The sequence below is a fragment of the Bradyrhizobium sp. CCGUVB4N genome (assembly GCF_024199945.1).
Lineage (GTDB): Bacteria > Pseudomonadota > Alphaproteobacteria > Rhizobiales > Xanthobacteraceae > Bradyrhizobium.
This window is the reverse complement of record NZ_JANADP010000001.1, coordinates 3,785,321-3,811,479: the sequence shown is the minus strand read 5'-3', so window position 1 is coordinate 3,811,479 and position 26,159 is coordinate 3,785,321. Positions and strand designations below refer to the sequence as shown.

The following is a 26,159-nucleotide window of genomic DNA, read 5'->3' as shown; positions in this document are numbered from 1 at the left end:
CTATTCCGGTCTCAGTGGTATCGGCGTGAAGCCACCCTGCTCCGCAGCCTCGCGTTCACCGTCTGCAAGGTCCAGCGGCGCCAAAGCACGCCGATTGACCCTGAGGTCAAAGATGTCGAAGCGGTTGTAGTGCCCGACGATGTCATGCATCTGCTTCGGCTGGATGCAGCGGTCGAGGTCGATGTCGGCATAGACGATGCCTTCGTCGTCGATCAGGGCATCGCCGACCACGCGGCCATCGGGCCCGATGATGCCGGAGAAGGCACTCGACTTCCGCTGCAGGCGCGCACGCGCGTCGGGAACGACGGTCTCCATCGCGGTGATGATCTCCTCCGACACCGTCGAGCAGGAGACGATCGTAAAAATCTTGCCTTCAAAGGAATGGGCGATCGCGCGCAACTTGATCGCCTCCGCCATGTCGTAGTCGGGAGGCGCGACCGGAAGCGCGATGTAGCTTGCGACATGCACGAGCTCACCCAGACCCAACAGCGCAAAGCGCGCGAGCGTGTTGGTGTTCTCGCCGCAGGCGAGACCGCCGAGACGTCCGATCTCGGTATCATAGACGCGCAGGCTCGATCCGTCACCGCCGGTCCAGGTCAGCTTCTCTGCCCAGGTCGGCACCAGCTTGCGGTGTTTGCCGAGCAAGGCGCCGTCGGGTCCGATGAACACCAGCGTATTGTAGATCGCGCCCAGCGACACCGGGCTGCGCTCGTTGACGCCGAGCACGACGTAGCATCCGGTATCGCGCGCGGCCTTCCGGATAACATCAACCTCCGGACCCGGCACCAGCACCGACGCCTTGGCGAGCTTCTCGAACCACGCGCTGCCGGTGACGGGATCGGTGATCCAGTTCCAGTAGGGATAGCCGGGAACGAACACCTCGGGGAACGCGACGAGCTTCGCGCCATGGCTTGCTGCTTCACGGACCAGTGAAGCCGCCTTGTCGGCTGTCGCGCCCGGGTCGAGATAGACAGGTGAAGCCTGGACGGCGGCGGCTCTAAAGCGAGGCAGCTTCAGCATTGGCCCTACCCTGTCGCCGGCTCATGACCGCCTTGTCGGAGCAGAGGTCCGCAGGCGTGATAGCATGGCGCAGCGTTGACTTACTTCACATGTAAACGTATGCTAACGCATATTTCTGGAGGGTGCAATGGCTGAACGGTCTTTTGCTCGCGAGGTCGAGGATCTCCGGCTCGGCGATGGCGACACGTTCCGCGGCGAAGGCATCCTCGCCATCACCAAGGCGCTGCTGCAATCCGGCGTCGCCTATGTCGGAGGCTACCAGGGCTCTCCGATCTCGCATCTGATGGACGTGCTCGCCGACGCCAAGGACGTGCTCGACGATCTCGGCGTCGTGTTCCAGAGCTCCGCCAACGAGGCCGCCGCCGCCGCCATGCTGTCGGCCTCGGTGATGTATCCCCTGCGCGGCGCGGTGGCGTGGAAGTCGACCGTCGGCACCAACGTCGCCTCTGACGCGCTCGCCAATCTCGCTTCGGGCGGCGTCACCGGCGGCACCATGATCATCGTCGGCGAGGACTATGGCGAAGGCTCCTCCATCATGCAGGAGCGCACGCATGCGTTCGCGATGAAGTCGCAGATGTGGCTGCTCGATCCGCGCCCGGACCATGAGTGCATCGTCAACCTGATCGAGAAGGGTTTTGAGCTCTCGGAATTCTCGAACACGCCCGTGATGCTCGAGGTCCGCGTCCGCGCCTGTCACATGCACGGCAGCTTTGTCTGCAAGGACAACGTCAAGCCGGCGCACACCATCAAGGATGCGCTCAACAATCCCAGGCGCGACGTCAACCGCATCGTGCTGCCGCCGGCGGCCTACGAGCACGAGCAGGAGAAGATCAAGACGCGGATGCCCGCGGCCGTTGGATTCGTCCGCGACAACAAGCTGAATGAATGGATGGGGCCGAAGCAGGGCAAGGTCGGCATCATCATGCAGGGCGGGATGTACAACAACGTGATCCGCGCGCTGCAATATCTCGGGCTGTCGGATGCCTATGGCAATACGCAGGTCCCGCTCTACGTCATGAACGTCACCTACCCCGTGATCGACACCGAGGTCGCGGAGTTCTGCCTCGACAAGGAGGCCGTCCTGATCGTCGAGGAAGGCCAGCCGGAATATCTGGAGCAGGCCATCAATACGGTGCTGCGCCGCAAGGACATCCAGGCGCGCGTCCATGGCAAGGACGTGCTGCCGATGGGCGGCGACTACACCGCGCAGGTCCTGCTCGGCGGCGTCAGGGAGTTTCTGGAGAAGACGGAGCCGCGGCTGCTCGGCAACCGGCCGCCGGCGCCGGATGCGGCGCCCGTGCTCAATCACCCGGCGGTCGAGAAGCTCAAGCAGGTGGTGCCGGCGCGACCGCCCGGGCTCTGCACCGGCTGCCCGGAGCGGCCGATCTTCGCCGCCATGAAGCTCGTCGAGGAGGAGCTTGGGCAGCACCACGTCTCGGCCGACATCGGCTGCCATCTGTTCTCGATCCTGCCGCCCTTCAATATCGGCGCGACGACCATGGGGTTTGGCCTCGGTCCGGCCTCGACCTCGGCCTTCAACGTCAAGGCCGACAAGCGCTCGATCGCGGTGATGGGCGATGGCGGCTTCTGGCACAACGGCTTGACCAGCGGCATCGGCAATGCCGTGTTCAACAAGCATGACGGCGTCTTCGTCATCGTCGACAATTACTACACCTCGGCGACCGGCGGTCAGGACATCCTGTCCTCACGCGCGATCAACAAGCGGCGCGACACCAACAATTCGATCGTCAAGGCGGTGAAGGGCATCGGCGGCCAATGGGTGCGCCAGCTCGACCGCACCTATGATGTCGGCAAGATGCGCGACACGCTGAAGGAAGCGCTGACGACCAAGGAGGAAGGTCCCAAGGTCATCGTCGCGTCCTCCGAATGCATGCTGAACAAGCAGCGCCGCGTGAAGCCGCAGATCGCCAAGGCGATCAAGGACGGCATCCGTACCGTCAAGGAACGCTTCGGCGTCGACGAGGATGTCTGCACCGGCGACCATGCCTGCATCCGGCTCTCCGGCTGCCCGTCGCTCTCGGTGAAGCAGCTTGACGATCCATTGCGCGACGATCCCGTCGCGGCGATCGACAATTCCTGCGTCGGCTGCGGCAATTGCGGCGAGGTCTCCGAGGCCGCCGCGCTCTGCCCCTCGTTCTATCGTGCCGACGTCATTCACAATCCAACCGGCTGGGACAAGTTCAAATCCAAGGTCACGATGGCGGTGATCGGCTGGCTGCAGCGGCGCCGCGACCGCCGTCGTCCGGGGCTCGAGGCGCTGGCATGAGGGACGAAACCGTCCGACTGGCCCTGTCTGCCGCGGGCGAGGCGACCGAGCGGCCGATCTCGCTCGCGATCGTGGCGATGGGCGGCCAGGGCGGCGGCGTGCTGACCGACTGGATCGTCCAGCTTGCCGAGAACCACGGCTGGATCGCGCAATCGACCTCGGTGCCCGGCGTCGCCCAGCGCACCGGCGCCACGATCTATTACATCGAGGCGATGCCGCCGCTGGACGGCCGCAAGCCGATCCTGTCACTGATGCCGACGCCGGGCGACGTCGACGTCGTGATGGCGGCGGAGTTCATGGAGGCCGGCCGATCCATCCTGCGCGGCCTCGTGACGCCGGATCGCACCACGGTGATCGCCTCCAACCACCGCTCGTTTGCGATCGGCGAGAAGATCGCGCCGGGCAATGGCATTGCCGACGGCGGCGCCGTCACCGGTGCGATCGGGGTTGCCGCCAAGACCGAGATCATCTTCGATCTGAACGCGCTTGCGATCGCGCATGGCAGCGTCATCTCGGCTGCGATGTTCGGCGCGCTTGCAGCCGCCGATGTGCTGCCGTTCAGCCGCGACAGCTATCTCGACGTGATCCGCGCCGGTGGCAAAGGCGCGAAGGCCAGCGTCGAGACGTTCGAGGCCGCCTTCGACCGGGTCAAGACCGGCGCCGCCGGAATTGCAGCGCCCACGCCGGCCAGACAGGCCGACGTGCCCTCTCCCGCAACGCTCGATCCGGATCTCGCCGGCCTCGTCGCAAGATTGAACCAGGAGCTTCCCGAACCGGCGCGCGGCATGGCGCGCGCGGGCTTGAGGAAGGTGGTCGACTTCCAGGACGTCGCCTATGGCGGCGAGTATCTCGACATTCTGAATACGCTGCAGGCGGCCGACCGAAGCGCCGGCGGTAGCGCGCACGCCTATGCCTTCACGCAAGCCGCGGCAAAATACCTGGCCAACGCCATGACCTATGACGACGTCATCCGCGTCGCCGACCTCAAGACGCGCGCCGGTCGCCGCGCGCGCATCGAGAGCGAGCTCGAGATGTCGGACGGACAGGTGCTCCAGACCACCGAATTCATGCATCCCCGCATGGAGGAGGTCATGGGCATGCTGCCTGCAGGTTTCGGCCGCTGGCTTGGCGCGCGGCCGCGCCTGCTCGGCTGGCTCGATCGACGCGTCAACCGAGGGCGCCGGGTGCGGACCTACTCGCTGCCCTGGTTCCTTGTGCTCTACGTCGTGGGCGGGATGCGCGGACTGCGCCGCCGCTCGCTGCGTCACGCCATCGAGACGGCTCACAGGGACGGATGGCTCAAGGCCGCAACCGACGCGGTCGGCACCAATTACCAGCTGGGCGTCGAGATCCTGCAATGCCGACGCCTGGTGAAAGGCTATTCCGATACCCACAGCCGGGGCCTGTCGAAATTCGACAGGACGCTGGCGGCGATCAAGCTGGTGGAACGACGCGATGATGCCGCCGACTGGGCGCGCCGCCTGCGCGAGGCCGCGCTGAAGGACAGCGCCGGCACGGCGCTCGACGGCGTGATCCAGACCATCAGGACTTTTGCATGATTCCACCGGAGCGGGCGCTGGATCGGATTGCCGTTCGCCCCCAAGGGCGTCAGGATCAATCTTGACTACGATTCTCAAGTTGCTAATCGGAGCGAAAGACCCGCGATAATCCCTTCAACTGACGAGACATTTTGTCCTCGATGGTCATGCAATGCCGGCAGCACTCAAAGAGAACATCGTTCCCGTCGCCGGGCAGATTGAAACCCGGCTTTGGCTGCAATTGCTGTCGCTGCATGGCGAGCTGTTCGCGTCGCTGAATGCGATGCTGAGCTCCGAGTTCGGCCTTTCGCTCGCAAAATTCGACGTGCTGGCCCAGCTCGATCGCACCCGGGACGGCCTCGCGCTCGGGCAATTGTCGCAAAACCTGAAGGTCACCGGCGGCAACGTCTCGGGGCTGGTGCAGCGTCTTCTCGCCGACGACCTCATCAGCCGGGAGATGTCGAGCGAGGACCGGCGGTCCTTCATCGTGCGCCTGACGCCGAAAGGCGAAGCGCTGTTCAGGAAGGCAGCCGAAATCCACAAGAAGCATCTCGCCAAACGGCTCGAGAACGTTTCGGCCCGGGAGCTGGACAATGCGCTGTCCGTGCTCAAGTCCCTTTCCTCAAAACTTCATACCGAGACCAAGAAGCAAAGTCGCAAGAGATAATGGCCAGAGAATCCAAGAGCAGATGGAAGTCGGGTCCGCCGCGGACCAGGGACCAGCTGCAGACCTACATCCCGTATCTGTTCAACCGGCTCGCCAATCGCTGGAACCTCGATCAGAACCGCGATTTGAGCGAGCATGGCGTTAACAATGTCGTATTCCGGACGCTGTCGGTGCTGTTCATCTACAAGACCCTCACCGTCAACGAGGTCGCCGTCCTCGCGGTGACCGAGCAGTCGACCGCGAGCCGCATGGTCGAGTCCATGGTGTCGTCCGGCCTCGTCAAGCGCGAGATCGCCGAGGAAGACCAGCGCCGCCGCGTCGTGGGGCTGACGCCGGACGGCGAAGCACTGCTGCGCAAGATCTGGCCGATCATGGCGAACAATTACGACAACCTGATCGAAGGCATCGACCCCGACGACATCGAAGTCTGCGCGCGGGTGCTGGCCAAGATGGTCGAGAACATCCGCCAGAACCAGATCTAGGCGGCGAGCGTTACGGACCGAGACCGACGAGGCTGGTGCCGCCGCAGACATAGAGCACCTGGCCGGTGACGAAATCGGAGCGCTCGTCGAGGAAAAACTCGATCGCGTGCGCCACATCCTCGCGCGAGCCGAGCCGCCCGACGGGTACGTTGCGCGCCATCCGCTCCTGCTGCTCGGAACCTTTCGGGACGATGCCCCAGAAATTGTCGGTCAGGATCGGCCCTGGCGCGACGACGTTCACGGTGATGCCATCAGCCGCGAGCTCCAGCGCCCAGGTCCGCGCCATGCCATGCACCCCGGCCTTGGTCGCCGAATAGGCCGAACGCGTCGCCGCGCCCATCGCGGCGCGCGAAGAGACGAACACGATGCGCCCGAAGCGGCGGGCACGCATCCCTTCCAGCGCGGCCTGGGTCAGCAGCATCGGCGCGCCCAGATGCAGCTGCGCCAGCATCAGAATGTCCTCCGGCCTGGCGTCCGGCAGCAGGTTCGGCAGGATGACGCCGGCATTGTGCACGAGGCGATCGACGGCGTGATCACGGCAGATCTCCTGCGCGATCGCGCGTGTCTCCTCGATATCGGAGAGATCGGCGCGATAGGACGCCAGCAGATCATGCGTCCAGCTCGGCGCCTCCAGCCCGACCGAGACCACGCGCTGCCCGCGCTCGACGAGCCTTTTCGCCAGCGCCTCGCCGATCCCCGAATTGCCGCCGGTGATGAGTGTCGTGCCGATCTCGCTCATGATCAAACCTGCCGCTTCTTGAGGTCGCGCAGATCGAAGAACGCACCGTCGCGCATCAGCTTGGCGACAAGATCCTTCAGGCCGCCGCGCTGGATCTTCTCGGTCGCGGTCAGCGGCAGGCCGTCGACGAACGAGATCCAGCCCGGCGCCTTGTAATACGCCATCTGCTCCAGGCTCCAGCGCACGATCTCCTCGGCGAGCGCGCGGTCGGCGCCCGCCTGCCCGGCGATGATGACCGCCGCAACCTCGTCGCCGCGGACCTGATCGGGCGTCGCCGCCACCGCGGCCTGCCGGATGGCCGGATGGCGGTTGAGGACGGACTCGACCTCGACCGCGGCGATGTTCTCGCCGGAACGGCGGATCACGTTCTTCTTGCGATCGACAAAATGAAGATCGCCGTCCGCATCGCGCGACACGATATCGCCGGTATGCAGCCAGCCGCCGTCCCACGCCTCGTTGGTCGCTTGCGGATTCTTCAGGTACTCCCGGAAGAAGCCGTAGCGCGGGTCGGCGCCGGCGCGCCGGACCAGGAGTTCGCCTGGCGTCCCGACCGGCGCGTCGTGTCCGCCGTCATCGACGATGCGAATTTCGACCTCCGGCGCCGGGCGTCCGAAACAGCTGGTGCCGATCTTGCGCGGCTCGACATTGGCGGCAATGACGCCGCCGCTTCCCGTCTCGGTCATCGCCCAGGCTTCCAGCAGCGGAAAGCCGAAGCGCTGCTCGAACGGCGCGTGCAGCAGCTTGTCGACGCCGGCGCCGAAGCCGAAGCGCACGGTGTGCGCCCTGTCCTGCTCCGATGCCGGCGCGCTCATCAGCATCGACGGCATCACGCCGAGATAATGCAGGCAGGTGGCGCGGCTGTCGCGCACCGACGTCCACCAGGTGCGCGGATGGAAGCGATCGAGCATGGTCAGGCTGCCGCCGACCGACAGCATCGCCATCAGCGACACCGCCATGGCGTTCATGTGAAACAGCGGCAGCGGCGTGATCATGCGCTCGCCGTCGCCCCTGAGATCGATCAGGCCGCCGACGTCGCGATACCAGTTTCCGGAATGCAGGAAATAGGTGTTGGTGAGCACGCAGCCCTTCGGCTGCCCGGTCGTTCCGGATGTATAGAGCAGCGCGCATTCGCTCGCCTCGCCTCCCACGATCGGCGGCCGCGCACCGCCGAAGGGCGCGGGAACGTCGTCCAGATCAGTCACGACCGGGATCGGCCGCCCCGCCTGACGCGCCGCCAGCTCCACCTCATCACGCCGCTCGGCGAGGACGAACGCCGCGTTCATCTCGGAATGCCCGATGATGTATTCGAGCTCGCTCAGCCGCAGATCCGGATTGATCGGCACCACGGAGACGCCGAGGGCGTTGAGCGCGAACCACAGCTCAACGAAAACCGGCCGGTTCTGAAGCAGAAGCCCGACCCGGTGGCCCTCACCGTATCCCTTGTTCGCAAAGGCTGCCCGCCAGCGCTCCACACGATCAAGCATGGCGCGATAGGGAATCTCGCCTGCCGGGATACCGTAGATCTGGGCCGTCTCCGGCAGCACGTTGAGGAATCCCGCCTCGCCTCGGCGCAGCGCGGTTTCATGAAAGCGGGCGTAGACGGTGGCGGTCAAGGCATACTCACATGAAGAGTTGAATGTTTCCGAACGGCGCATCGAAATTGACGAGATCGACCCGCTTGAGCTTGATCTTGAGGGCATCGCCGACCTGGACGAGATCGTGCGACGCCCACCCCGAATAGCGCTCCAGCAGGTCACCGCGCGTCTCGGTATAGATGTAGGAGGTCCGCGCCTTGAAGACCCCCGCGGCCGGATCGCACGCCACGATCAGCGGTGCCTGAAGCAGATGATGGCAGCGGCTCTTGGGCTTCTGGCTGAAGGTCCGCTCGCCGGCCAGACGCTCGACTCGCACCTTGAGCAGCAACAGATCCTCGTACATCAACGACGGCTGCAGCACCGGATCCTGCTGCTGCCATTCCAGCGGCATCCAGTAGCGCCCTTCGGGGTGAAACAGGTCGAGCCACGATTGCCATTGCATCGTGTCGAGAAGCTCGGCCTCCCGGTAGATCAGATCAATGATCGTCCCTTCGGTGATCATTCGGCGGCCTCGACGTGCTTGTCCATGTCCATGGTCATGAATTTCGCCCAGGCATGAAACTGGTTGCGCATCTGGCGCTCCGACGTACCGTTGATCACCGCCGTGATGTCAGGCTCTTCGTTGCTCTCGTAGAGCCGGCGGAGATTGACCCATTGATTGCCGTTGGACTTCAGGCCCTCCTGCGCCCGCTCGTACATCTCGAGATCGTCGTGGCCGACGATCGAGGTTGGCGCGTTGATGAAGCGGTTGTACATCAACGCGCGCTCGTAGAGCTTGTCGGGCGCGCCGACCAGGCGATAGACCCAGCTCTCGACCAGCGTCCTGTCGACCGCAATCGGGATGAAGTTGCGCAGGATCTGGACGGCACCCTTCACCATGATGTTCGGGAAATACACGGTGTTGTGCCTGACCTCGCCGAGAATCTCGTGCGCCCGCGTCTCGCCGTAGGCCGAGACCATCTGGTCGAGATAGCCGGGGATATCCGAGTAATTGGAATGGATGGAGTTGGCGACGCCGGTGTGGCCATGGCCGTTCGGCCAGATCCGGATGCCGCTCTGCTCGTAGAACTCGTACGGGCTCATGAAGGGACCATAGAGCTGCACCGCCATCGGCGTCTCGGTGGAATCGCCCTGCTCGCGCTTCCAGACCTTGACCGCGGTGCCGGCCGAACTCTCATGCGCGACCATCGGATGGCAGGTGTCGGTCTGGTTCTCGACCAGCATCTTCCAGTTGCAGGTGTGCATGTAACGGATCGGCGTGGCGATGACGGCGAGCTTGCCCTCCGGCGAGCGGTCGACCATGTTGTCGATGGTCGAGAGGCTCTCGCCGAAATAGTCCTCGAAGGACACGCCGTCATCGTTGAGCCGCGCGAAGATGAAATCGCGATAGATCACGACGTTCCTGACTTTCGACAGTCCTCCATTTGCCGGGGTGTCGCCGAAGCCGGTGCCTTCGTAACCCTTCTTGAGCGGGATCGCGAGCAGCGCGCCGTCGGTCTTGAAGGACCAGGCGTGGTAGGGGCAGCGGAAGAACTTTCCGGTATTGCCGCAGGGCTCGGACGCGATCTTCACACCCTTATGCGGACAGCGATTGTAGAACACGTGGATGGAGCCGTCGGTATGGCGGCTCGCCAGCACCGGTTGCCGGCCGATATTGGCGGTGATGAAATCGCCGGGTTTCGACAATTGGCTCGCGTGCCCGACATAGACCCAGCTGTTCGGGAACAGGTGCTCCATCTCGAGCTCGAAGACCTCGGGGTCGACATAGACGTCGCGATGCACTTCGGCGTCGCGCACCAGTCCCGCGATCGCGTGGGCATTCCGTCCGTATTTCGCCATGGCGTGCCTCGCCTCCCTCATAGATCCAGCACCAGACGTTCCGATTTCGCGCGTGACACGCAGATCTGCATGACCTTGTTGGATGCCTTCTCGTCGTCGCTGAGAATGACGTCGCGATGGTCGGGCACCCCTTCGATCACGCCGCACTGGCAGATGCCGCAATCGCCGCGCTGGCAGTCGTAGAGCACGTCGAGCCCCGCCGCTTCCAGCGCCTGGATGATGGTCTGACCGGCTGCAACGCTGACGATCTGCCCCGACGATTTGAGCTCGACCTCGAACGGCCTGTCGGGCGAACCCGGCTGCTCCGCCTTGAAGAGCTCGTGGTGCATGCGGTCGGACGGAATGCTCCCGGCAAGCGCCGCCGCCCTCACCGCTTCGATCATGCCCGCCGGACCGCAGACATAGACATGGGAGCCTGCGGCTGCGGCGCCGAGCGCCGCCGCAATGTCCAGGCGGGATTCGTCGCTGTCGTAATGAATGGACAGGCTTTTGGCGCAGATCTCCCGGAGATGCGGCACGAACGCCAACAGTCCTTGCGCGCGGCCGGCATAGTGCAGGCGAAACGGATTAGCGCGGGCGGTGAGCTCCGCCGCCATCGACAGGATCGGCGTGATGCCGATGCCGCCGGCAAACAGCAGCGCAGGCGCCGCGTCCTGGTGCAGATGAAAATTGTTGACCGGCGCACTCGCCTTGACGACATCGCCGATCTTCAACGCATGCATGAACTGCGATCCGCCGGTCGAGGCCTCCTCGCGCAGCACCCCGAGCGCCAGCGCGCCCTCGGGCAGGCCCGGCAAGGCCATCAGCGAGTATGGCCGGTCGCCTCCATCGGGAAGCGCCACGCGGACATGCGCGCCTGCCTGCCATCGCGGCACGACGCCGCCATCCACGTCAAACACAAGGCTCCGTATGAACGGCGTCTCCGCGGCATACGACCTGACCTTGAGCTTCAGCGGATGCGCGTCCATTCAGGCATCTCACGAATTATATGAATTTGCATATTTTTAGACATGTAATAATTGCCTGTCAATCGTCCATCCGGGGACAGGTTCCCGGAATCACACCTCCCGGATCGACGCTCACGAGGTTGCCCCGCGGCAATCGCGTATTCGGTCGGAAGGCCAGCGCGATCGCGCGCGTTCGTGCCGGCGACGAAATGGACGTCGCGCGCATTGCCCTGACGCCGGGACGTTTGTTGTCGATCTCGCGCGAAATTTGGAATGGCCAGGTCCGTTGGTTTCGCCTCTCCTATGCGGAAATGTCGATCGCTTCGCGCGTCTCCATGACTGCGGCGCCTTGATCGACGTCACCAATCATCAGGGGCTATCCATGACCGCGCGCTTCTCTTCGCTCTTGCTCTCCCGGCGTCGCCTGTTGGCAGCGACCTCCGTGGCGGCAGCCATCGCCTTGACGACCGTGACGGGCCTGTCTCCGGCGCGAAGTGCCGGCGCTGCGCCGAATGGCGGCAACATCACCTTCCTGATCGACTCGCTCGGGGGCACCTGGATTCCGAACAACAGCTCCATCTCCAGCTTCCAGGGCCACATCTGGGGTCACGTGACCGACAAGCTCGTCTATGTCGATGCCGACGGCAAGGTCAGTCCGTGGATCGCCGAGAGCTGGGAGCAGAGCAGCGACGCCACCCAGTTCACCCTGCACCTCAAGAAAGGCGTGACCTTCTCGGACGGCACGCCACTCGATGCGTCGGCCGTCGTCGCCAATCTCGACATCTGGTACGCCGGCCGAAAGAACGAGGGCATCAACCCGGTTGGCCTGTTCCCGAAGACCTACGATCACGCCGAGGCGGTCGATGCAACGACCGTAAAGGTCGTCTTCAAGGCGCCGACGCTCGGGTTCATCCCGACGCTCGGCTACCATGGCTCGATCCTCATCTCACCGAAGAGCATCGCGCAACCCGCCGCCCAGCAGGCAGACCTCTCCAGGACATCGGGCAGCGGACCGTACGTTGTCGCGTCCTGGAAGGAAGGCGACTTCGTCAAGCTGGTCAAGCGCAAGGACTACAATTGGGGGCCGGCTGCCGTCGGCCACACCGGCCCGGCCTATCTGGATTCGATCACCTACAAGATCGTGTCCGAGCCATCGCTGCGGGTCGCCGCTGTTCAGTCCGGCCAGGCCGATGTCGCCTACAGCCCTTCGCCGCAGGAATTGAAGTCCCTCAAGGACGCCGGCTTCACCACCGCAACCCCACGCTATCTCGGCTTCGTCAACGGCCTTGCGGTCAACACCAAGCTGGAGCCGTACAACGATGTGAAGGTGCGCCAGGCGCTCCAGGCCGCCATCAACCGCAAGGAGATCATCGACACCGTCTACACACCCGACTGGAAGCTGGCGACGTCCTTCATCCAGAGCAACGTGCCCGGTGCGACCGACCACAGCGACCTCCTGGCCTACAACCCCGCCAGGGCGGAGAAGCTGCTCGACGAGGCCGGCTGGACCAAAGGCGCCGGCGGCATCCGCGCCAAGGACGGCAAGCAGCTGACGCTGACGCTCTACTCCAATCCCTACCTCGCGACGGCGAAGGCGATCGACGAGCTCATCGCACAGCAACTCGGCAAGATCGGCTGGAAGGTGACCATTCGGGCCTATGACGTCGTGACGTTCGGCGAGAAGGTCCGGTTCGGCGGCCCCGGCGTTGCCGCCTACGAGGTGACGCGCAGCTTCATCGACGCCGGCACGGTGGCGAGCATCCTGACCAATGCCAATAACGGCGAGGACTGGTTCGCGCTCGGCGACAGCGACAAGAAGCTCAACGATCTGCGCGACAGGATTGCGGGCGCCTCCTCGGCCGAGATCCGCAATCCGCTTCTCGACGAGTTGCAGACCTATGTCCTCGAGCAAGGCTACTTCATCCCGCGCACGCAGATCGTCCAGCGCATCTACGTGCAGTCGCCGAAGCTGAAGGGCGAGGTCTACAACGGCGTCGCCTATGCCAGCTATTACACGGCAACGATCAGCGAGTAGGAGCTGACCGGCATGAACAATGCCTATTTGTCCTATGCCGCAAAGCGCCTGGCGCAGGCGCTCGTCGTCATCCTGCTGGCCTATGTCTTCACCTTCGTGGTCGTCAGCATCCTGCCCGGCGACCCCATCACCAACGTCCTGCGCGATCCCCAGAACGGATTCACCGAGGACGAGATCAGGCAGATCATCGCCGCCCAGGGTCTGGACCAGCCGATCCCGATCCAGCTCTGGACGTCGCTGTCCCACTTCGTGACCGGCGATTTCGGCCTGTCGATGCGGTCCAACCGGCCGGTGACGACCCTGATCGCCGAGGTTCTCCCCTCGACGATGATCCTGGCATCCGCAGGCTTCGCCGTCGCGCTCCTGCTCGCCGTGACGATCGCCTACGGCACCCAGTTCGTTCCCAAACGCTTCGGCCAGGGTTTGCTGCGCGGCTTTCCGTCGCTGTTCCTGTCGGTGCCCAACTTCGTGATCGGCCTGGTGTTGATCCACACCTTCGGTTTCCAGCTCGGCCTTTTCCGCGTGATCGATCCCAATAGCTTCTGGGCGACCTTTTTCGCCGCGATCGCGCTCGGCATTCCCATCTCGGCGCAAATCGCGGAGGTGCTGATCGCCAATCTCGACCACGAGTCCGCCCAGGAATACGCCGCCGTCGCACGCGGCCGCGGTCTCGGCCAGGCACGGCTCTTTGCCAAGCATTTGCTCAAGCCGTCCTCGCTGCCGGTCATCACCATCGTCGCGCTCACCATCGGTGAGCTGCTCGGCGGCTCGCTGATCACCGAGACCGTGTTCGGGCGCACCGGCATCGGCAGCCTGGTCCAGCGTTCGGTGAGCACACAGGACCTGCCCGTCCTGCAGGCGGTCGTTTCGCTGGCCGCGGTGGTGTTCGTGCTCGTCAATTTGATCGCCGATCTCGTCTATCCCCTGCTCGATCCGCGCGTGAAGCTGATCGGCGGCGTGCGGCACCGCCCGACCACGGCTCAGGACAGCTCTGCCGGGGCGACCCAGGCGGCGGCATCATGAGCGGCATCTCCTCCACGCCACGGGCTTCGGCGACCGGCTGGCTGACAAGCCTCAGCATCCCGCCCAGCGTCGTGCTCGCCTTCGCGGTGATCGCGCTGGTGATCGCCTGGTCGCTCGCCCCCGGCCTGTTCACGAGCCAGAGCCCGTTCAACGGCGTTCCCGCCGACAAGCTGCTCGCACCAGGCGCCGAGCACTGGTTCGGCACCGATCATCTCGGCCGCGACCTCTATACCCGCGTCGTCTATGGCACCGCGTCCTCGGTGCGGAGCGCCCTCATCGCCGTGACGATCGCCGCGGTCACCGGCGGGCTCATCGGGCTGCTGGCGGGCTTCTTCGGCGGCTGGGTGGATATCGTATTCGCCCGCCTCGTCGACGTGCTGCTGGCGATCCCGAACTTCCTGCTGGCCGTCATCGTCGTCACCGCGATCGGCTTCGACACGACCAACGCGGCCATCGCCACCGGCATCTCGGCCGTGGCCGTGTTCGCGCGGGTGATGCGCTCGGAGGTGATCAAGACGCGGCAGGCGACGTTCGTCGAGGCCTCTTTCCTGCTCGGCGGTTCGCGCTGGCACATCCTGTTGCGGCATGTCCTGCCGAACGCGTCACGCTCGGTGTTCCCGCTCGCAGTCCTGCAATTCGGTCTCTCGATCCTCGTCATCGCCAGTCTTGCCTTTCTCGGCTACGGCGACCCGCCGCCCGCCTCCGACTGGGGCCTGCTGATCTCGATCGGCAAGGACTACCTCAAATGGCCGTGGCTGGTGTACGCGCCCGCCTTCGTCACGATCGCGACCGTGCTCTCTGTGAACAGGATCAGCCGATGGCTCCGCAAGACGGACTAACCTTCACCTTGAACAGGACCAAAGTCATCGCGCCAACCCCGCTGCGCTCGATTCCGCTGCTCAGGGTCGATGGCCTGTCGGTCTCCTACGGGCCCCACGAGGTCGTGAGCAACGCGGGATTCGAACTGGGCCGCGGCGAGAGCCTCGCGCTCATCGGAGAGTCCGGTTCCGGCAAATCCACCATCGCCCGCGCGGTGCTGCGGCTGCTGCCCAGCAACGGGCGCGCCACCGGTCGGATCGTGTTCGACGGTCAGGAGGTGCTCGGAATCTCCGAGCGCGGCTTCCGGCCGCTGCGCGGACGCGCCATCGGGTTCGTCCCCCAGGATCCCGCCAACGCACTCAACCCGGTGCGGACGATCGGTGCACAGGCGCAGGAGGCGGCGGCGCTGCTGGACGAGCCCGACAAGAAGATCCGCAAGCAAGTTATCCTGGAGACATTCGCGCAGGTCGGGCTCGACAATCCCCAGCGCGTGCATGACTCCTATCCTCACCAGCTCTCCGGCGGCATGCTCCAGCGCGTCCTGATCGGCCTCGCAGTGCTCCCTCGCCCGGCGCTGCTGGTCGCGGACGAGCCGACCTCGGCGCTCGACGTCACGATCCAGAAACGGATCCTCGACCTGCTCTCGCGGCTCCAGCAGGAGCTGAATATCGGCCTGCTGCTCATCACCCACGATCTGGCCATCGCCGCCGAGCGGGCCAAATCGCTGGTGGTGCTCAAGGACGGTGTCGTCCAGGAGGCGGGCAAGACCGCGACGGTGTTCTCTTCGCCGGCCTCGTCCTACGCAAGGAAGCTGCACGCCGATGTGCCGGCGCTGAACCCCGATCGTTACGCGGGGCTGCGCGACCCGGGCTTCCGCAAGACGAACCCCGGCGCGCCCCCGAAGATCGAGGTCCGTGCCGTCACCAAAACCTTTGCGGTCGACGGGGAGACGCTGACGGCCGTCGATGACGTCTCGTTCGCTGTTCCCGCCGGCACCACGCATGCGCTCGTGGGCGAGTCGGGCTCGGGCAAGACAACGACGATCCGGCTGCTGCTCGGGCTGGAGCAGCCCGACACCGGGACCATCTCGGTCGCCGGCGAACAGCTGACCAACCGCTCGCCGAAATCGCTGCGCACGGTGTGGCGCCACCTGCAACTGATCTACCAGAATCCCTTCACCTCGCTCGACCCGACCTGGACGATCGAGCGGCTCATTCGCGAACCGCTCGACCGGTTCGAGATCGGATCGCACAAGGAGCGGGACGAACGGGTCCGCCAGGCCCTGGCCGATGTCGGGCTCGGCGCGCACTTGCTCGGCCGCAAGCCGGGAGCCTTGTCAGGGGGCCAGCGCCAGCGCGTGGCGATAGCCCGGTCGCTGGTCCTCAAGCCTGACGTGATCGTGCTCGACGAACCGACGTCCGCGCTCGACGTCACCGTTCAGGCCGACATCATCGAGGTCCTGCTCTCGCTGCAAGCCGATCTCGGCCTGACCTATGTCTTCGTCTCCCATGATCTCGCGCTGGTGCGGCAGTTCGCCCACACCGTCTCGGTGATGCACCGCGGACGCATCGTCGAACACGGGACCGTCACTGAAGTCTTCGACAATCCCCGGCAGTCCTATACCCGGTCCCTACTGGCTTCGATCCCGTCAGGTGGCAGCGGTATCGCGCATGCGCCGCGCCTGCGCCCTCAGCTGGCCATAGCCGGAGATTGAGCGAAAGGGCTCATTCCTCACGGTCGAGCGCAAGGACAGCAAAGCTCGCCAGCCAGTGCTCGCCCATATAGTGACTGGCGAGATGGGGAAGACCCGCGGCCAGATGCTCCTGAGCCGCCGCATGGGCGACCGCACGCCGCGCGTCGTCTCCCGGCAGGGCATCGCCGAGAGAGCGCCAGCACCAGGCCCGGCTGAGATTGAGCCCGTCGAGGTGAGCGATCTTGCCATCGGAGCGATCGGTCACCGTCGCAGGCCGGAACAGCGTTGCCGGCTGTCGGTCGGCGAGACGCGGCAGAAACCGGTCGAACCACGGCAAGAATTCGTCCGGCGGCATCAGGCGCCGCATGCACTCGGCTTCGATCAGCGCGGAGGACTGGAAATCGTCGCCGCTGGGCTCACCCCAGGCCGGACAGTCGCGATCCTCGCCATACCAGCGCAGCGCTGTTTCATGCAGCAGCCTGGCGAGTGCTTCATCCTGTTTCAGGCCGGCGTAGTCAGCCGCCATGCGCAAGCCGAACGCCGTGTTGAAGTGGGTACCGACGCGCACGGGATAGGTGGCGCGCGGCAGGAAGTCACGAAAGCGTTGCGCGATGACCTCCGCCAGCGGTGCAAGGCTGCGCGCCCAGCGATCGTCGGACTGGCGTTCGAGCTCGGTCGCCAGCTTCAGCAGCCAGGCCCAGCCATAGGGCCGCTTGAAGCCGCGCGCAGTCGGACGGGCAAAGTAGGCGCATTCGGCGGCGACCTTGTCGGGAACGAATTGCGCGTCGAACAACGCGCGAATGTCGGATGCCGACGCGATGTCGGGAAAGCGGCGCAGCAGCCGTGCCAGCATCCAGTAGCTGTGGACGCAGGAGTGCCAGTCATAGCTGCCGTAAAAGATCGGATGCAGCTGGCTCGGCGTGCGCGCATCGGCCGGTTCAGCCAGCGCATGATCCACATTGTTGGGATATTCGCGCCCGACATGGCCGAGGGCGATGCCGGCGAACTGCGCCGCGTGTTCGCGGGTGAGACGGGACGTTGTCATGCTCTGGCCTTTCGTTTGTCGCGGCCGATCAGGGTCTCGATCAGGCGCGGCAGGATATAGATCGGGAACTGGGTCGCGGCGAAGTATAGAGCCATGCGTGGCGAGGCGGCAGCGCCGAGGGCCGACCAGACCAGCCCGACATTGCGATTGCCGAGTATCAGCCCCACCGTCAGGCGCTCGGGCAGAGTTCCAGGCAGCAGCACCGCCCCCGCAATTTGCAGGGCCACATTGCAGGCGAACGCAAGGGCAACACACAGCGTTGCACCCTGCACATCCGCGGCGATCTGCGCGCGAATGCCGGCCATGGTCGCCACCGCAAAGACCAGAAGCGCGGCGACGATGATCCCGTCGACCACATCGCCATGGGCGGCCAGAACCGGCGCCGCATGGCGGCGGAGCAGGAAAGCAAGGCCTTCGGCGCTCCCGATCAACAGCGCCAGACGCAGCGCGAGCTCGAACGCGCTGATCTCGAGCCCGCCGAACCAACCGGCGAGAAGCGGGATCGTGACCGGCGCCAGCACCATGGACAACACCGTCACCACCAGCGGCACCGCACCGTCGAGCCCGAGCATGCGCGCCACCGCCGCGGTACCGCTCGACGGCGGCGCCGAGACGGCGAGCACGATCGCAAGCGCGAGCTCCGGAGCAAGGCCTGCGGCACGACCGGTCGCACCGATCATCAGCGGACAGCCGACCATGACAATTGCCGGCAACAACACGGACAGCGATGGCCGGCGCAATGCCGCGATGACCGCCTCGCCATCGATTCGCAGCAACGTCCCGAGCACGATCAGGAAGATCGTGGCCGGCATCAGCGGTCGCGCCAGATCCGCGAGTGCCGGACACACCAGGCCGAGCAGGACGCCCAGGGCCAACAAGGTCGGTCCGCGCGGGATGAGGCGCAGGAGGGAGGGTTGCATACGCCTCGTCCAATCGGGGTCTTCCACCCCAATAGACCACTCTCTGCTGCATTCTTGAAATCGATTTTAAATATGCCTACCATTGCCCAAATGAATTTAGCTTCCGTCGATCTCAACCTCCTGGTCGCCTTCGAGGCGCTGATGGAAGAGCGCAGCGTGACCCGCGCCGGCGCGCGCGTCGGCCTCGCACAGCCCTCCATGAGCAGCGTCCTGACCCGCCTGCGGGCCTTGTTCGGCGACGATCTGTTCGTGCGCTCGGCGTCGGGCATGCAGCCGACGGCCAAGGCCCTCGCGCTGGCCCGGCCGATCAGCGAGGCACTCGGACAGATCAGAGGCGTGCTCGCACCCGGATCAGCTTTCGATCCCGCAACAGCGCGCGGCCGCATGTCCATTGCGGTGACCGATTATGGCGACCTCATCGTCGTGCCGCCGCTGGTCGCGGCACTGAGACGGGAAGCGCCCAGAATGGATCTCGTGGTGCGTCCCATCATCGACACGGCTTTGAGCGTCGCGAGCCTCGAGCACGGCGATATCGACGCACTGATCGGCGGCCATCTCCCCGCCTCCACGCGCATCACCCGGACAACGCTGTTCGAGGAGCATTTCGTCTGCATTCGCGACGCCAGACGCGCCAGGCGGAAGGCCCGGCTCAGCAAGGACGACTACACCCGGCTTCCGCATGTCCTGTTCTCGTCGGCCGGCGGCGACGGCCTTCCGGGCGCGATCGATACCATGCTGGCCCGGCACGGACGCAAACGGCGCACGGCGGTCACGCTTGCCCATGTCGTGGCCGTGCCGTTTGCGGTTGCCGGCACCGATCTCGTGGCCACCATGGCCGAACGCATCGCCCGGCGCTTCGCCTCGCCGGCAGGCGTATCCGTCGTTCCGCTGCCCTACGATGTGGAGGCGTTCACGATCGACCTTCTCCATACCCGCCGGGCCATGACTGACCCGGCGCTGCGCTGGTTCATCGAACTGGTCAATCGTGTTGGCAGGACGCTGTAGCGAACGGCGCTCCGGCCAGCAGGCTGCTATGTCCGTCCAATCAGCTGCGCGATCTCCCAGACATGTCCCGAAGGGTCGGCAAAGGACGCCGTTCGCCGTCCCCACGGACGGTCGATCGGTCCATTGAGCAGATCGACGCCAATCTCCCGCAAGGCTGAGCAGACCTGATCGACGTTGCCGACCCTGATCGTCAGGAGTGCGCGCGCCCCTGCGGAGGACCGCGCGACAGGCAGCGGCTCGACAAGCGGCGGTGCCCGAGACACGTCGAGCAGGTTGATCAGGAGTCCACCAAATCTCAGCACGGATGAGACTGCATCTTCCCAGACCGTCTCGGACGCGAACACTTTCGCGTAGAAGGCTTTCGCCGACGCAATGTCATCGACGAACAACGTGATGACTTCGACTTCGCTTGGCAGACCAATGGTCATGTCGCCCTGCTCCTCAGCGTTGCAGCATCGGCCTGCGTGAACGAAGCAGGCCGCGCGTCGTGATATCTCACGATGTCGCGGCCTGATGCAATCGCGGAGAACCGGGTAGCTGCCCGGCCCGGACGCCGTATCCCTAGTTGAACAGGTCCGGCTCCGCCTCGGTGATCCAGTCCCACAGCGGCTGGAAGCTGAAATAGCCGCCCTTGTGGGTGCCGACCTGCCGCGACGTCAGGCTGGCGATCTCGTGCGGGATCGGCTTTGGCGTGCCGGCGGCCTCCGCGAGCAGCTGGGCGCGCGCGGCGTTGTCCATGGCGATGTACCACCAGGCCGCGGCCTCGATGGTCGGTCCCACCGTGAGCAGGCCGTGATTCTGCAGGATCGCGGCCTTCTTGGACCCCAGCGCCTGCGCGATCTTGCGGCCCTCTTCCGCTTCCAGCACGACGCCGGAGAACGGATCGAACAATACGTGATCCTCGTAGAAGGCGCAGGAGTCCTGCGTCAACGGATCAAGCAGCCGGCCGAGCGCCGACCAGGCCTTGCCGTAGGTCGAATGCGTATGCGCGGCCGCGATCACGTCCGGATGAGCGGCGTGGATCGCAGAGTGGATCACGAAGCCGGCCTGGTTGATCGGCTTGTCGCCGATCAGGATATTGCCGTCGTGGTCGACGAGTTGAAGATCGGACACCTTGATCTGGCTGAAATGCTTCGACAACGGGTTGATCCAGAACCGCTCCGGAAACTCCGGATCGCGCACGGTGACATGGCCTGCGAGGCCCTGATCGAAGCCGTAGCGCGAGAACAGCCGGAACGTCGCGGCAAGACGCTGCTTGCGGTGCAGCCGCTCCTCCTCGAACGTCGCCGCCGGCGTCCGCTCGACCAGGGAGTATTTTTTGGGTTTCTCGACGACCTTGTTCATTGGTGCGGCTCCTTCTCTAGTATTCGAGGTTCTTGTCGAAGACGTCGGCCAGCGGCACGCCATGCGCATAGGCATCGAGATTGACCAGCGTCTTGTCGGCCAGCCGTTTGACGTCCTCGCCTCCCGTCCACGAGACGTGCGGCGTGAGGACGACCTTGGGATGGTGATAGATCGGATCGCCATCCAGCGGCGGTTCGGGATCCGTGACATCGAGCGTGGCGCCGGCGATCCGGCCCTCGTCGAGGGCTTGCAGCAGCGCGGACTGATCGACGATCCGGCCGCGCGCGACATTGATCAGATGCAGCGACTCCTTGGCCCGCGCCAGCACGTCGGCGTTGATCAGACGGGCCGTCTTCGTCGTCGCCGGCAGCGCCAGGACGAGATGATCGGAGACCTCGACCAGTTGTTCGATGCTGTCGACGGGCTGGATGCCGGGAAGAACGTATGGCCAGGCCGACCGCCTGAGAACCCTGATGTTGACGCCGAACGGCTTGACCCGCTCCGCGACGGCACGACCGATCGCGCCAAAACCCGCGATGCCGATCGTCTTGCCGCTAAGCGATCCCAGCGGGGCGATCTTCCACTGCTCACGATTGCGCGGCCGGATCTCGTGGATGCGTTTCTCGAAGCCGAGGATCGCGGCGACAACATATTCCGCGATCGGATCGGCCGAGATGCCGCGGCCGACCGTGACCACGGGCCCGTCGAGCAGCCATGCCGGAAAGAAATCGACGCCCGTCGATGCGGTCTGGATCCAGCGCAGGCCGAACGGCCAGCCTGCTGGCTTGTCCGCAGGCGCCTTCTGCCAACCCGCCAGCGGCCGTGTCAGCAGCACGTCGGCCTCGGGCGCGACCTCCCACGCCGCACGATCGGCGGGATGATCGATGATCAGCGGACGCGACCAGTGCTCGGCCAGCGCGGCACGAACCTCCGCGCCAAGCTGATTGACGATGATCGGCGATCGCACGCTGGTGGAGGCGCGCCGGCTTTCAATTCGAGGAGTGTTCATGTCACGCGTTCATGATGGTAACGAGGCGGACATGCTAGGCGCTGGAAGCAAGATAGTCTTTTCAAAGATCAACGGCATCGGGCAACAACAGGACGACCGGTCTCGACGAGGCGCAAGGATTCGTCTCTGCACGCGGCTCTGTTATTTCCTGCCGGCGATGTCGGGCTGCTGCGCTTTGGGCCGAGCCGCGGCCTCGCCGGCGCGGCGGAACACGGTTTCCATCAGCCATTGCTCGTTGGGAAACTGCTCCGCCCATTCGTCCCAGCCGGAGTGCTTGCGGTATTGGCCGAGACGACCGGACGCCAGCACCTCCTCCCTGCTCACGGAGACGCGGCGGTCGCAATCGGGCGCGACATAGATCGCATCTGCACGGCAATAGAGCTCGCACATGAAGCAGGTCTGGCAATCCTCGACGCGCGCGAGGATGGGCAGGCCGTCGCCGCCGCGATCGAGCACGTTGGCCGGGCAGACTTCGATGCATGCTCCGCAATCGGTGCAGCGCTCCGCGACGATGAGTTCGATCATGACACTGCCTCGAGTTGATCCGGCCGGACGCTTGCTGATGGACGGTCGAGCGCGACCCGGACCTGGTCCAGTCCGCTGCTGAGCAGGCGACCGGCCAATTGCGGATCCTGTGCGGGATAGTCCTCACGCCGATGAAGGCCCCTGCTCTCCTTGCGCGCAGCCGCCGTGGCCACCGACCAGCGCGCCGTGGCCAGCAGCGCCGCGGTTTCGCGCAGCGCGATCGAACCGTCCTGGCCGTGATCCGCTACCTCACGCCACAGGTCTTCCAGGACGCGCGCGGATTCCGTGAGCCCTTTTTCCGTGCGGAACAGATTCTTGTCGAACGGGTGCATCTGGGCGCGCACGACGTCTCTGGCTGACGCAACATCAACGGCCTTGGGCAGACCGCGCGGGCGCAGCCCGGCCCGGCCAAGCGGCCGCAGCTCCGTGAAGCGAGCTTTCGTGCCGCGCGCCACGCGCGCGGCTGCGCGGCCCGCGAAAGTGCCGGACGACAGCGCCCATGCCGAATTGACGTTGCCGCCGCCGGAGATCGCGCCGGCGACCTTCTCGCGCGATGCATTGTCGCCGGCGACGAACAGTCCCGGGACCGACGTCGCGCAATCCAGATCATGCACGCGCACGCCGCCGATGCCACGGATGGTGCCGTCATTGTGCAGCGTGACTTCGAACCGGTCGCGATAGGGATCCACGCCCCAGCGGTCGAACACCAGCGGCACGTTCGGCGAGATCGTATGCAACCGCACCCTGATGTCGTCGGGCAGACGGTCCAGCAAGCAGTAGACCGGCCCGCGCTGCAGTGCCCGGGCAAGACGGACGGTCTGATCGGGACCAAACGGCAGGTCGAGCTCGTTGCCATCGGCGTCGGAGTAGGTCGCAAAGGCATAGGCCATGCTGCGCGTCATTGTGGAATGCGCCGGCGCAATGGTGTAGGCGGCGGTGAACTCCATACCGGACAGCTCCGCGCCCGCCTCGGCCGCCATGAGGTAGCCGTCGCCGGTATTCGTTCGGGATCCCAACAGATGCGACAGAAAACTGGTCCCGCCCGCCGCGAGCACCACCGCGCCCGCTTCGATCCGATAGCCGCGGCCACCATCCTGCCGGCGCTGCCCGCGCGCACCGCCGATCGATCCATCGGCGCGTGCCAGCAGCTCGATCACGGGCGAATGATCGAGAATAGTGACCCCGTGATTCAGCACGTGCTGGCGAAGCGCCCGCATATATTCCGGCCCGCGCACCGCGCGGTAGTTCACTCTGCCCTCGTCGTCCACGCCGAATTTGTAGGACGGGGCAAGCGTCGGCAGCGTGCGCCAGGTCTGGTCGAGGATGCGATACATCCATTCAGCTTCGCCAAGGCCGAGCCCGGCGGCGACGCGATTGGCGACAACGGCGTCCCGCGCCGTGGGAGGGTCCGGCGGCACCCACCAATGGCCCGGCCCCGCAGCGGCGGTGACGCCACTGGTGCCGCAATAGCCCTTGTCAGCCAGGACCACCCTCGCCCCCGCCTGCGCCGCAGAGACCGCTGCCCATGCGCCGGCCATTCCGCCGCCGACGATCAGCACGTCAGCCGTGATCGACAGCTCTTCGAGCGAGGACGACACCATGATCTCCGCTTTTATCTCGCGCACCCGCCTGACACGCCCGTCGTCGCCGACGTGCGGTCCGGTTGGCGCAAACTTCAATGACCGAACAGCCGATAGCTCCGATCGGCCGCCCGGAGGTGCCGGTTCTCATCGGTCCAGCCGACCGCGCGCCGGTAACTTCCCAACACGGCGGCTTCCTTCAGTGCGGCCACGTCGACCGCTTGCGGTGCTTCCGCAAAGGGAGAAACAAACAGCGCATCTTCCGGACAATAGAGCTCGCACAGGAAGCAGGTCTGGCAGTCGCCCTGGCGGGCGATCACGGGAATGCCATCGGTCTTGTCGAAGACGTTGGTCGGGCACACGTTGACGCAGATGTCGCAGGCCGTGCACCGCTCTGTATCGATGACCTCGATCATTCGGCGGCCTCCGAATATCGGGCAGACGCGAGCGGACGCGTCGATGTCCAGACATCGTCGAGCCCGCCGGTCGTCACGAGATGCAGGTAGCGATCATCCGGCTCGGGATAATCGTCGCGGCGATGCATTCCTCGGCTTTCCTGGCGCGCCAGCGCGCTGCGATACATCCAGCGCGCGGTCGCAAGCATGGCAGCGGCTTCGCGTGCTCGCAGCAGCTCCTGGTCGTCCGGCGCATCGGCGCGCGACGCCTCGGACCACAGGCCATCCAGACGACGCAGAGAGTCGCCCAGTCGTCCGGCCTCGCGGAAATAATTCAGCTCGTAGGGGAACACCTCGTCCTGAACGCTCCGCGCAAGCGCGCCGCCGTGCAACGGCGGCCCGCTGCGGTCGTGCAAACCAACCGTGCCGCGTCGGAACGCCTGACGCCCGATCGTCGTGCCCAGCTGACGCGCAAACTCGGCGGCGCCCTCGCCGGCCCAATAGCCCGAAGACATCGCCCAGGCGGCGTTGTGGCTGCCGCCGCCGGTGAAGCCGCCGCAGATCAGCTCGCGGGTCGCAGCATCGCCTGCCGCGTAGAGGCCCGGAACGGTGGTCGCGCAACTGTCGTCGACGATGCGCAGACCGCCCGTCCCGCGAACGGTCCCCTCGAGGCGAAGCGTGATCGGGAAACGTTGCGCGAAGGGATCGATGCCGGTGCGGTCGAACGGGAGAAAGAAGTTCGGCTGGGACGCGCGCATGTGCCGTTGGGTCTCGGCATCGGCCTGGTCGAGTTGGGCATAGACAGGCCCCTGCCGCAGCGCGCGCGCAATGACCGACCGGCCGCCCTTCGACGACGCTCCGGGAATGACGCTGCCCTGCTGATCCGTAAAACTTGCCCAGCTGTAGAACAGGGTCTTGGTCACCGATCCGAAGGCCGGCGAGATCGCATAGGCGTTGGAGAACTCCATGCTGGTGAATTCCGCACCCGCTTCCGCCGCAAGGAGATAGCCGTCACCGGTCAGCACGTTCGAGCCCAGCGTCTTGCTGAGGAATGCGCATCCGCCGGTTGCGATCACCACGGCCTTGGCGTTGACCACCCAGCGGTCGCCTTTCTGACGACGCAGGCCCGCAGCGCCCGCAACCACGCCGCTGCCATCGACCAGCAATTCTAGCGCCGGCGAATGATCGAGGATGGTGACGCCGGCCTGTTTGGTCCGCTTCCGCATCAAGCGCATGTATTCGGGGCCCTGCAGCGAATTCCGCTGCGGCTTGCCGTCGTCGTCGGCGGGATAAGGATAGCCCCAGTCGGCGAGCTGGTTGCTCTGGACGTAGGTGCGGTCCAGCACCCGCGCCATCCAGCGGCGATCCTGGAGATAGCCGCCCAGCTTCTCGCGGCTGGCCATCGCCGCCTCCCGACGCTCGGGAGCGGGGTCGACGTACCACACGCCGGTACCGGCCGCCGCGGTCGCCCCTGACGTGCCGCAAAATCCCTTGTCCGCCAGCACGACGCGTGCGCCGTGCCTGGCAGCGCTGACCGCGGCCCACGTCCCCGCGGGACCGCCGCCCAGCACCAGCACATCGGCGTCGAACACGATCGATCCTGCCGAACTCGACAGCTTCTCGGCGCGGCCAGATGAATTCGTCATCGCTCG

Annotated in this window: 25 protein-coding genes; 10 read left to right on the top strand and 15 right to left on the bottom strand. The window is 65.4% G+C overall.

Annotated features, from left to right (window positions below):
• Complete coding sequence (locus NLM31_RS17165; RefSeq protein ID WP_254192993.1) at positions 1-1,020, bottom strand: carbon-nitrogen hydrolase family protein; 1,020 nt, start codon at positions 1,018-1,020, stop codon at positions 1-3.
• Positions 1,021-1,147: 127 nt separating this feature from the next.
• Here NLM31_RS17165 and NLM31_RS17160 point away from each other — a divergent pair, with 127 nt between their 5' ends.
• From NLM31_RS17160 to NLM31_RS17145, 4 genes are all read left to right on the top strand, one after another.
• Positions 1,148-3,307 carry an indolepyruvate ferredoxin oxidoreductase subunit alpha gene (locus NLM31_RS17160; RefSeq protein ID WP_254192992.1) on the top strand — a complete coding sequence of 720 codons (2,160 nt, stop codon included), beginning with the start codon at positions 1,148-1,150 and terminating at the stop codon, positions 3,305-3,307.
• Entirely contained in the window at positions 3,304-4,866 is a 1,563-nt protein-coding gene (locus tag NLM31_RS17155) for an indolepyruvate oxidoreductase subunit beta family protein (protein WP_254192991.1), read from the top strand. Before NLM31_RS17160 ends, NLM31_RS17155 begins: the two co-directional genes overlap by 4 nt.
• Positions 4,867-5,017: 151 nt before the next feature.
• Positions 5,018-5,512, top strand: coding sequence for a MarR family winged helix-turn-helix transcriptional regulator (locus NLM31_RS17150; protein WP_254192990.1), 495 nt, complete (start codon positions 5,018-5,020; stop codon positions 5,510-5,512).
• On the top strand, positions 5,512-5,994 hold the full coding sequence (locus NLM31_RS17145) for a MarR family winged helix-turn-helix transcriptional regulator (protein WP_254192989.1): 483 nt from the start codon (positions 5,512-5,514) through the stop codon (positions 5,992-5,994). The genes NLM31_RS17150 and NLM31_RS17145 overlap by 1 nt, the downstream gene beginning before the upstream one ends.
• A 10-nt stretch (positions 5,995-6,004) precedes the next feature.
• Here NLM31_RS17145 and NLM31_RS17140 read toward each other — a convergent pair whose 3' ends face one another.
• From NLM31_RS17140 to NLM31_RS17120, 5 genes are read right to left on the bottom strand one after another with little or no spacing between them, the layout of a single operon-like run.
• Positions 6,005-6,733: an SDR family NAD(P)-dependent oxidoreductase gene (locus NLM31_RS17140; protein ID WP_254192988.1), complete on the bottom strand. Its 729-nt coding sequence runs from the start codon at positions 6,731-6,733 to the stop codon at positions 6,005-6,007.
• A 2-nt stretch (positions 6,734-6,735) separates the two neighbouring features.
• Positions 6,736-8,346, bottom strand: coding sequence for an ATP-dependent acyl-CoA ligase (locus NLM31_RS17135; protein ID WP_254192987.1), 1,611 nt, complete (start codon positions 8,344-8,346; stop codon positions 6,736-6,738).
• 7 nt (positions 8,347-8,353) lie between these two features.
• Positions 8,354-8,830 carry an aromatic-ring-hydroxylating dioxygenase subunit beta gene (locus tag NLM31_RS17130; RefSeq protein WP_254192986.1) on the bottom strand — a complete coding sequence of 159 codons (477 nt, stop codon included), beginning with the start codon at positions 8,828-8,830 and terminating at the stop codon, positions 8,354-8,356.
• Entirely contained in the window at positions 8,827-10,167 is a 1,341-nt protein-coding gene (locus NLM31_RS17125) for an aromatic ring-hydroxylating dioxygenase subunit alpha (protein ID WP_254192985.1), read from the bottom strand. The genes NLM31_RS17130 and NLM31_RS17125 overlap by 4 nt, the downstream gene beginning before the upstream one ends.
• Before the next feature lie 17 nt (positions 10,168-10,184).
• On the bottom strand, positions 10,185-11,135 hold the full coding sequence (locus NLM31_RS17120; RefSeq protein ID WP_254192984.1) for a PDR/VanB family oxidoreductase: 951 nt from the start codon (positions 11,133-11,135) through the stop codon (positions 10,185-10,187).
• A gap of 188 nt (positions 11,136-11,323) precedes the next feature.
• Here NLM31_RS17120 and NLM31_RS17115 point away from each other — a divergent pair, with 188 nt between their 5' ends.
• From NLM31_RS17115 to NLM31_RS17095, 5 genes are read left to right on the top strand one after another with little or no spacing between them, the layout of a single operon-like run.
• The gene (locus NLM31_RS17115) at positions 11,324-11,467 is read left to right on the top strand and encodes a hypothetical protein (protein ID WP_254192983.1); all 144 of its coding nucleotides are present in this window, start codon (positions 11,324-11,326) and stop codon (positions 11,465-11,467) included.
• Between the two features lie 29 nt (positions 11,468-11,496).
• On the top strand, positions 11,497-13,149 hold the full coding sequence (locus NLM31_RS17110; RefSeq protein ID WP_254192982.1) for an ABC transporter substrate-binding protein: 1,653 nt from the start codon (positions 11,497-11,499) through the stop codon (positions 13,147-13,149).
• Between the two features lie 12 nt (positions 13,150-13,161).
• Complete coding sequence (locus NLM31_RS17105) at positions 13,162-14,172, top strand: ABC transporter permease (protein WP_254192981.1); 1,011 nt, start codon at positions 13,162-13,164, stop codon at positions 14,170-14,172.
• On the top strand, positions 14,169-15,011 hold the full coding sequence (locus tag NLM31_RS17100) for an ABC transporter permease (RefSeq protein ID WP_254192980.1): 843 nt from the start codon (positions 14,169-14,171) through the stop codon (positions 15,009-15,011). Before NLM31_RS17105 ends, NLM31_RS17100 begins: the two co-directional genes overlap by 4 nt.
• On the top strand, positions 14,990-16,705 hold the full coding sequence (locus tag NLM31_RS17095; RefSeq protein ID WP_254192979.1) for an ABC transporter ATP-binding protein: 1,716 nt from the start codon (positions 14,990-14,992) through the stop codon (positions 16,703-16,705). The genes NLM31_RS17100 and NLM31_RS17095 overlap by 22 nt, the downstream gene beginning before the upstream one ends.
• Positions 16,706-16,715: 10 nt before the next feature.
• Here NLM31_RS17095 and NLM31_RS17090 read toward each other — a convergent pair whose 3' ends face one another.
• On the bottom strand, positions 16,716-17,729 hold the full coding sequence (locus tag NLM31_RS17090; RefSeq protein ID WP_254192978.1) for a DUF2891 domain-containing protein: 1,014 nt from the start codon (positions 17,727-17,729) through the stop codon (positions 16,716-16,718).
• Positions 17,726-18,649, bottom strand: coding sequence for a hypothetical protein (locus NLM31_RS17085; RefSeq protein ID WP_254192977.1), 924 nt, complete (start codon positions 18,647-18,649; stop codon positions 17,726-17,728). Before NLM31_RS17085 ends, NLM31_RS17090 begins: the two co-directional genes overlap by 4 nt.
• Positions 18,650-18,739: 90 nt before the next feature.
• Here NLM31_RS17085 and NLM31_RS17080 point away from each other — a divergent pair, with 90 nt between their 5' ends.
• Positions 18,740-19,654, top strand: coding sequence for a LysR family transcriptional regulator (locus NLM31_RS17080; RefSeq protein WP_254192976.1), 915 nt, complete (start codon positions 18,740-18,742; stop codon positions 19,652-19,654).
• A 26-nt stretch (positions 19,655-19,680) separates the two neighbouring features.
• On the opposite strand, the gene NLM31_RS17075 is transcribed toward NLM31_RS17080, so the two are convergent.
• The 7 genes from NLM31_RS17075 to NLM31_RS17045 all read right to left on the bottom strand — a co-directional run bounded on the left by NLM31_RS17075 (position 19,681) and on the right by NLM31_RS17045 (position 26,153).
• Positions 19,681-20,082 (bottom strand): VOC family protein, encoded by a 402-nt coding sequence (locus NLM31_RS17075; RefSeq protein WP_254192975.1) that lies wholly within the window; start codon positions 20,080-20,082, stop codon positions 19,681-19,683.
• A gap of 133 nt (positions 20,083-20,215) precedes the next feature.
• Entirely contained in the window at positions 20,216-20,998 is a 783-nt protein-coding gene (locus NLM31_RS17070) for a class II aldolase/adducin family protein (protein WP_254130471.1), read from the bottom strand.
• A gap of 16 nt (positions 20,999-21,014) precedes the next feature.
• The gene (locus NLM31_RS17065; protein WP_254192974.1) at positions 21,015-22,007 is read right to left on the bottom strand and encodes an NAD(P)-dependent oxidoreductase; all 993 of its coding nucleotides are present in this window, start codon (positions 22,005-22,007) and stop codon (positions 21,015-21,017) included.
• A 141-nt stretch (positions 22,008-22,148) separates the two neighbouring features.
• Positions 22,149-22,532 carry a ferredoxin family protein gene (locus NLM31_RS17060; RefSeq protein WP_254130469.1) on the bottom strand — a complete coding sequence of 128 codons (384 nt, stop codon included), beginning with the start codon at positions 22,530-22,532 and terminating at the stop codon, positions 22,149-22,151.
• A complete protein-coding gene (locus tag NLM31_RS17055) occupies positions 22,529-24,157 on the bottom strand; it encodes an FAD-dependent oxidoreductase (protein WP_254192973.1) in 1,629 nt (542 codons plus the stop codon). The genes NLM31_RS17060 and NLM31_RS17055 overlap by 4 nt, the downstream gene beginning before the upstream one ends.
• A 50-nt stretch (positions 24,158-24,207) precedes the next feature.
• Complete coding sequence (locus tag NLM31_RS17050) at positions 24,208-24,528, bottom strand: ferredoxin family protein (protein WP_254130467.1); 321 nt, start codon at positions 24,526-24,528, stop codon at positions 24,208-24,210.
• Complete coding sequence (locus NLM31_RS17045) at positions 24,525-26,153, bottom strand: FAD-dependent oxidoreductase (protein WP_254192972.1); 1,629 nt, start codon at positions 26,151-26,153, stop codon at positions 24,525-24,527. Before NLM31_RS17045 ends, NLM31_RS17050 begins: the two co-directional genes overlap by 4 nt.
• Between the last annotated feature and the right edge of the window lie 6 nt (positions 26,154-26,159).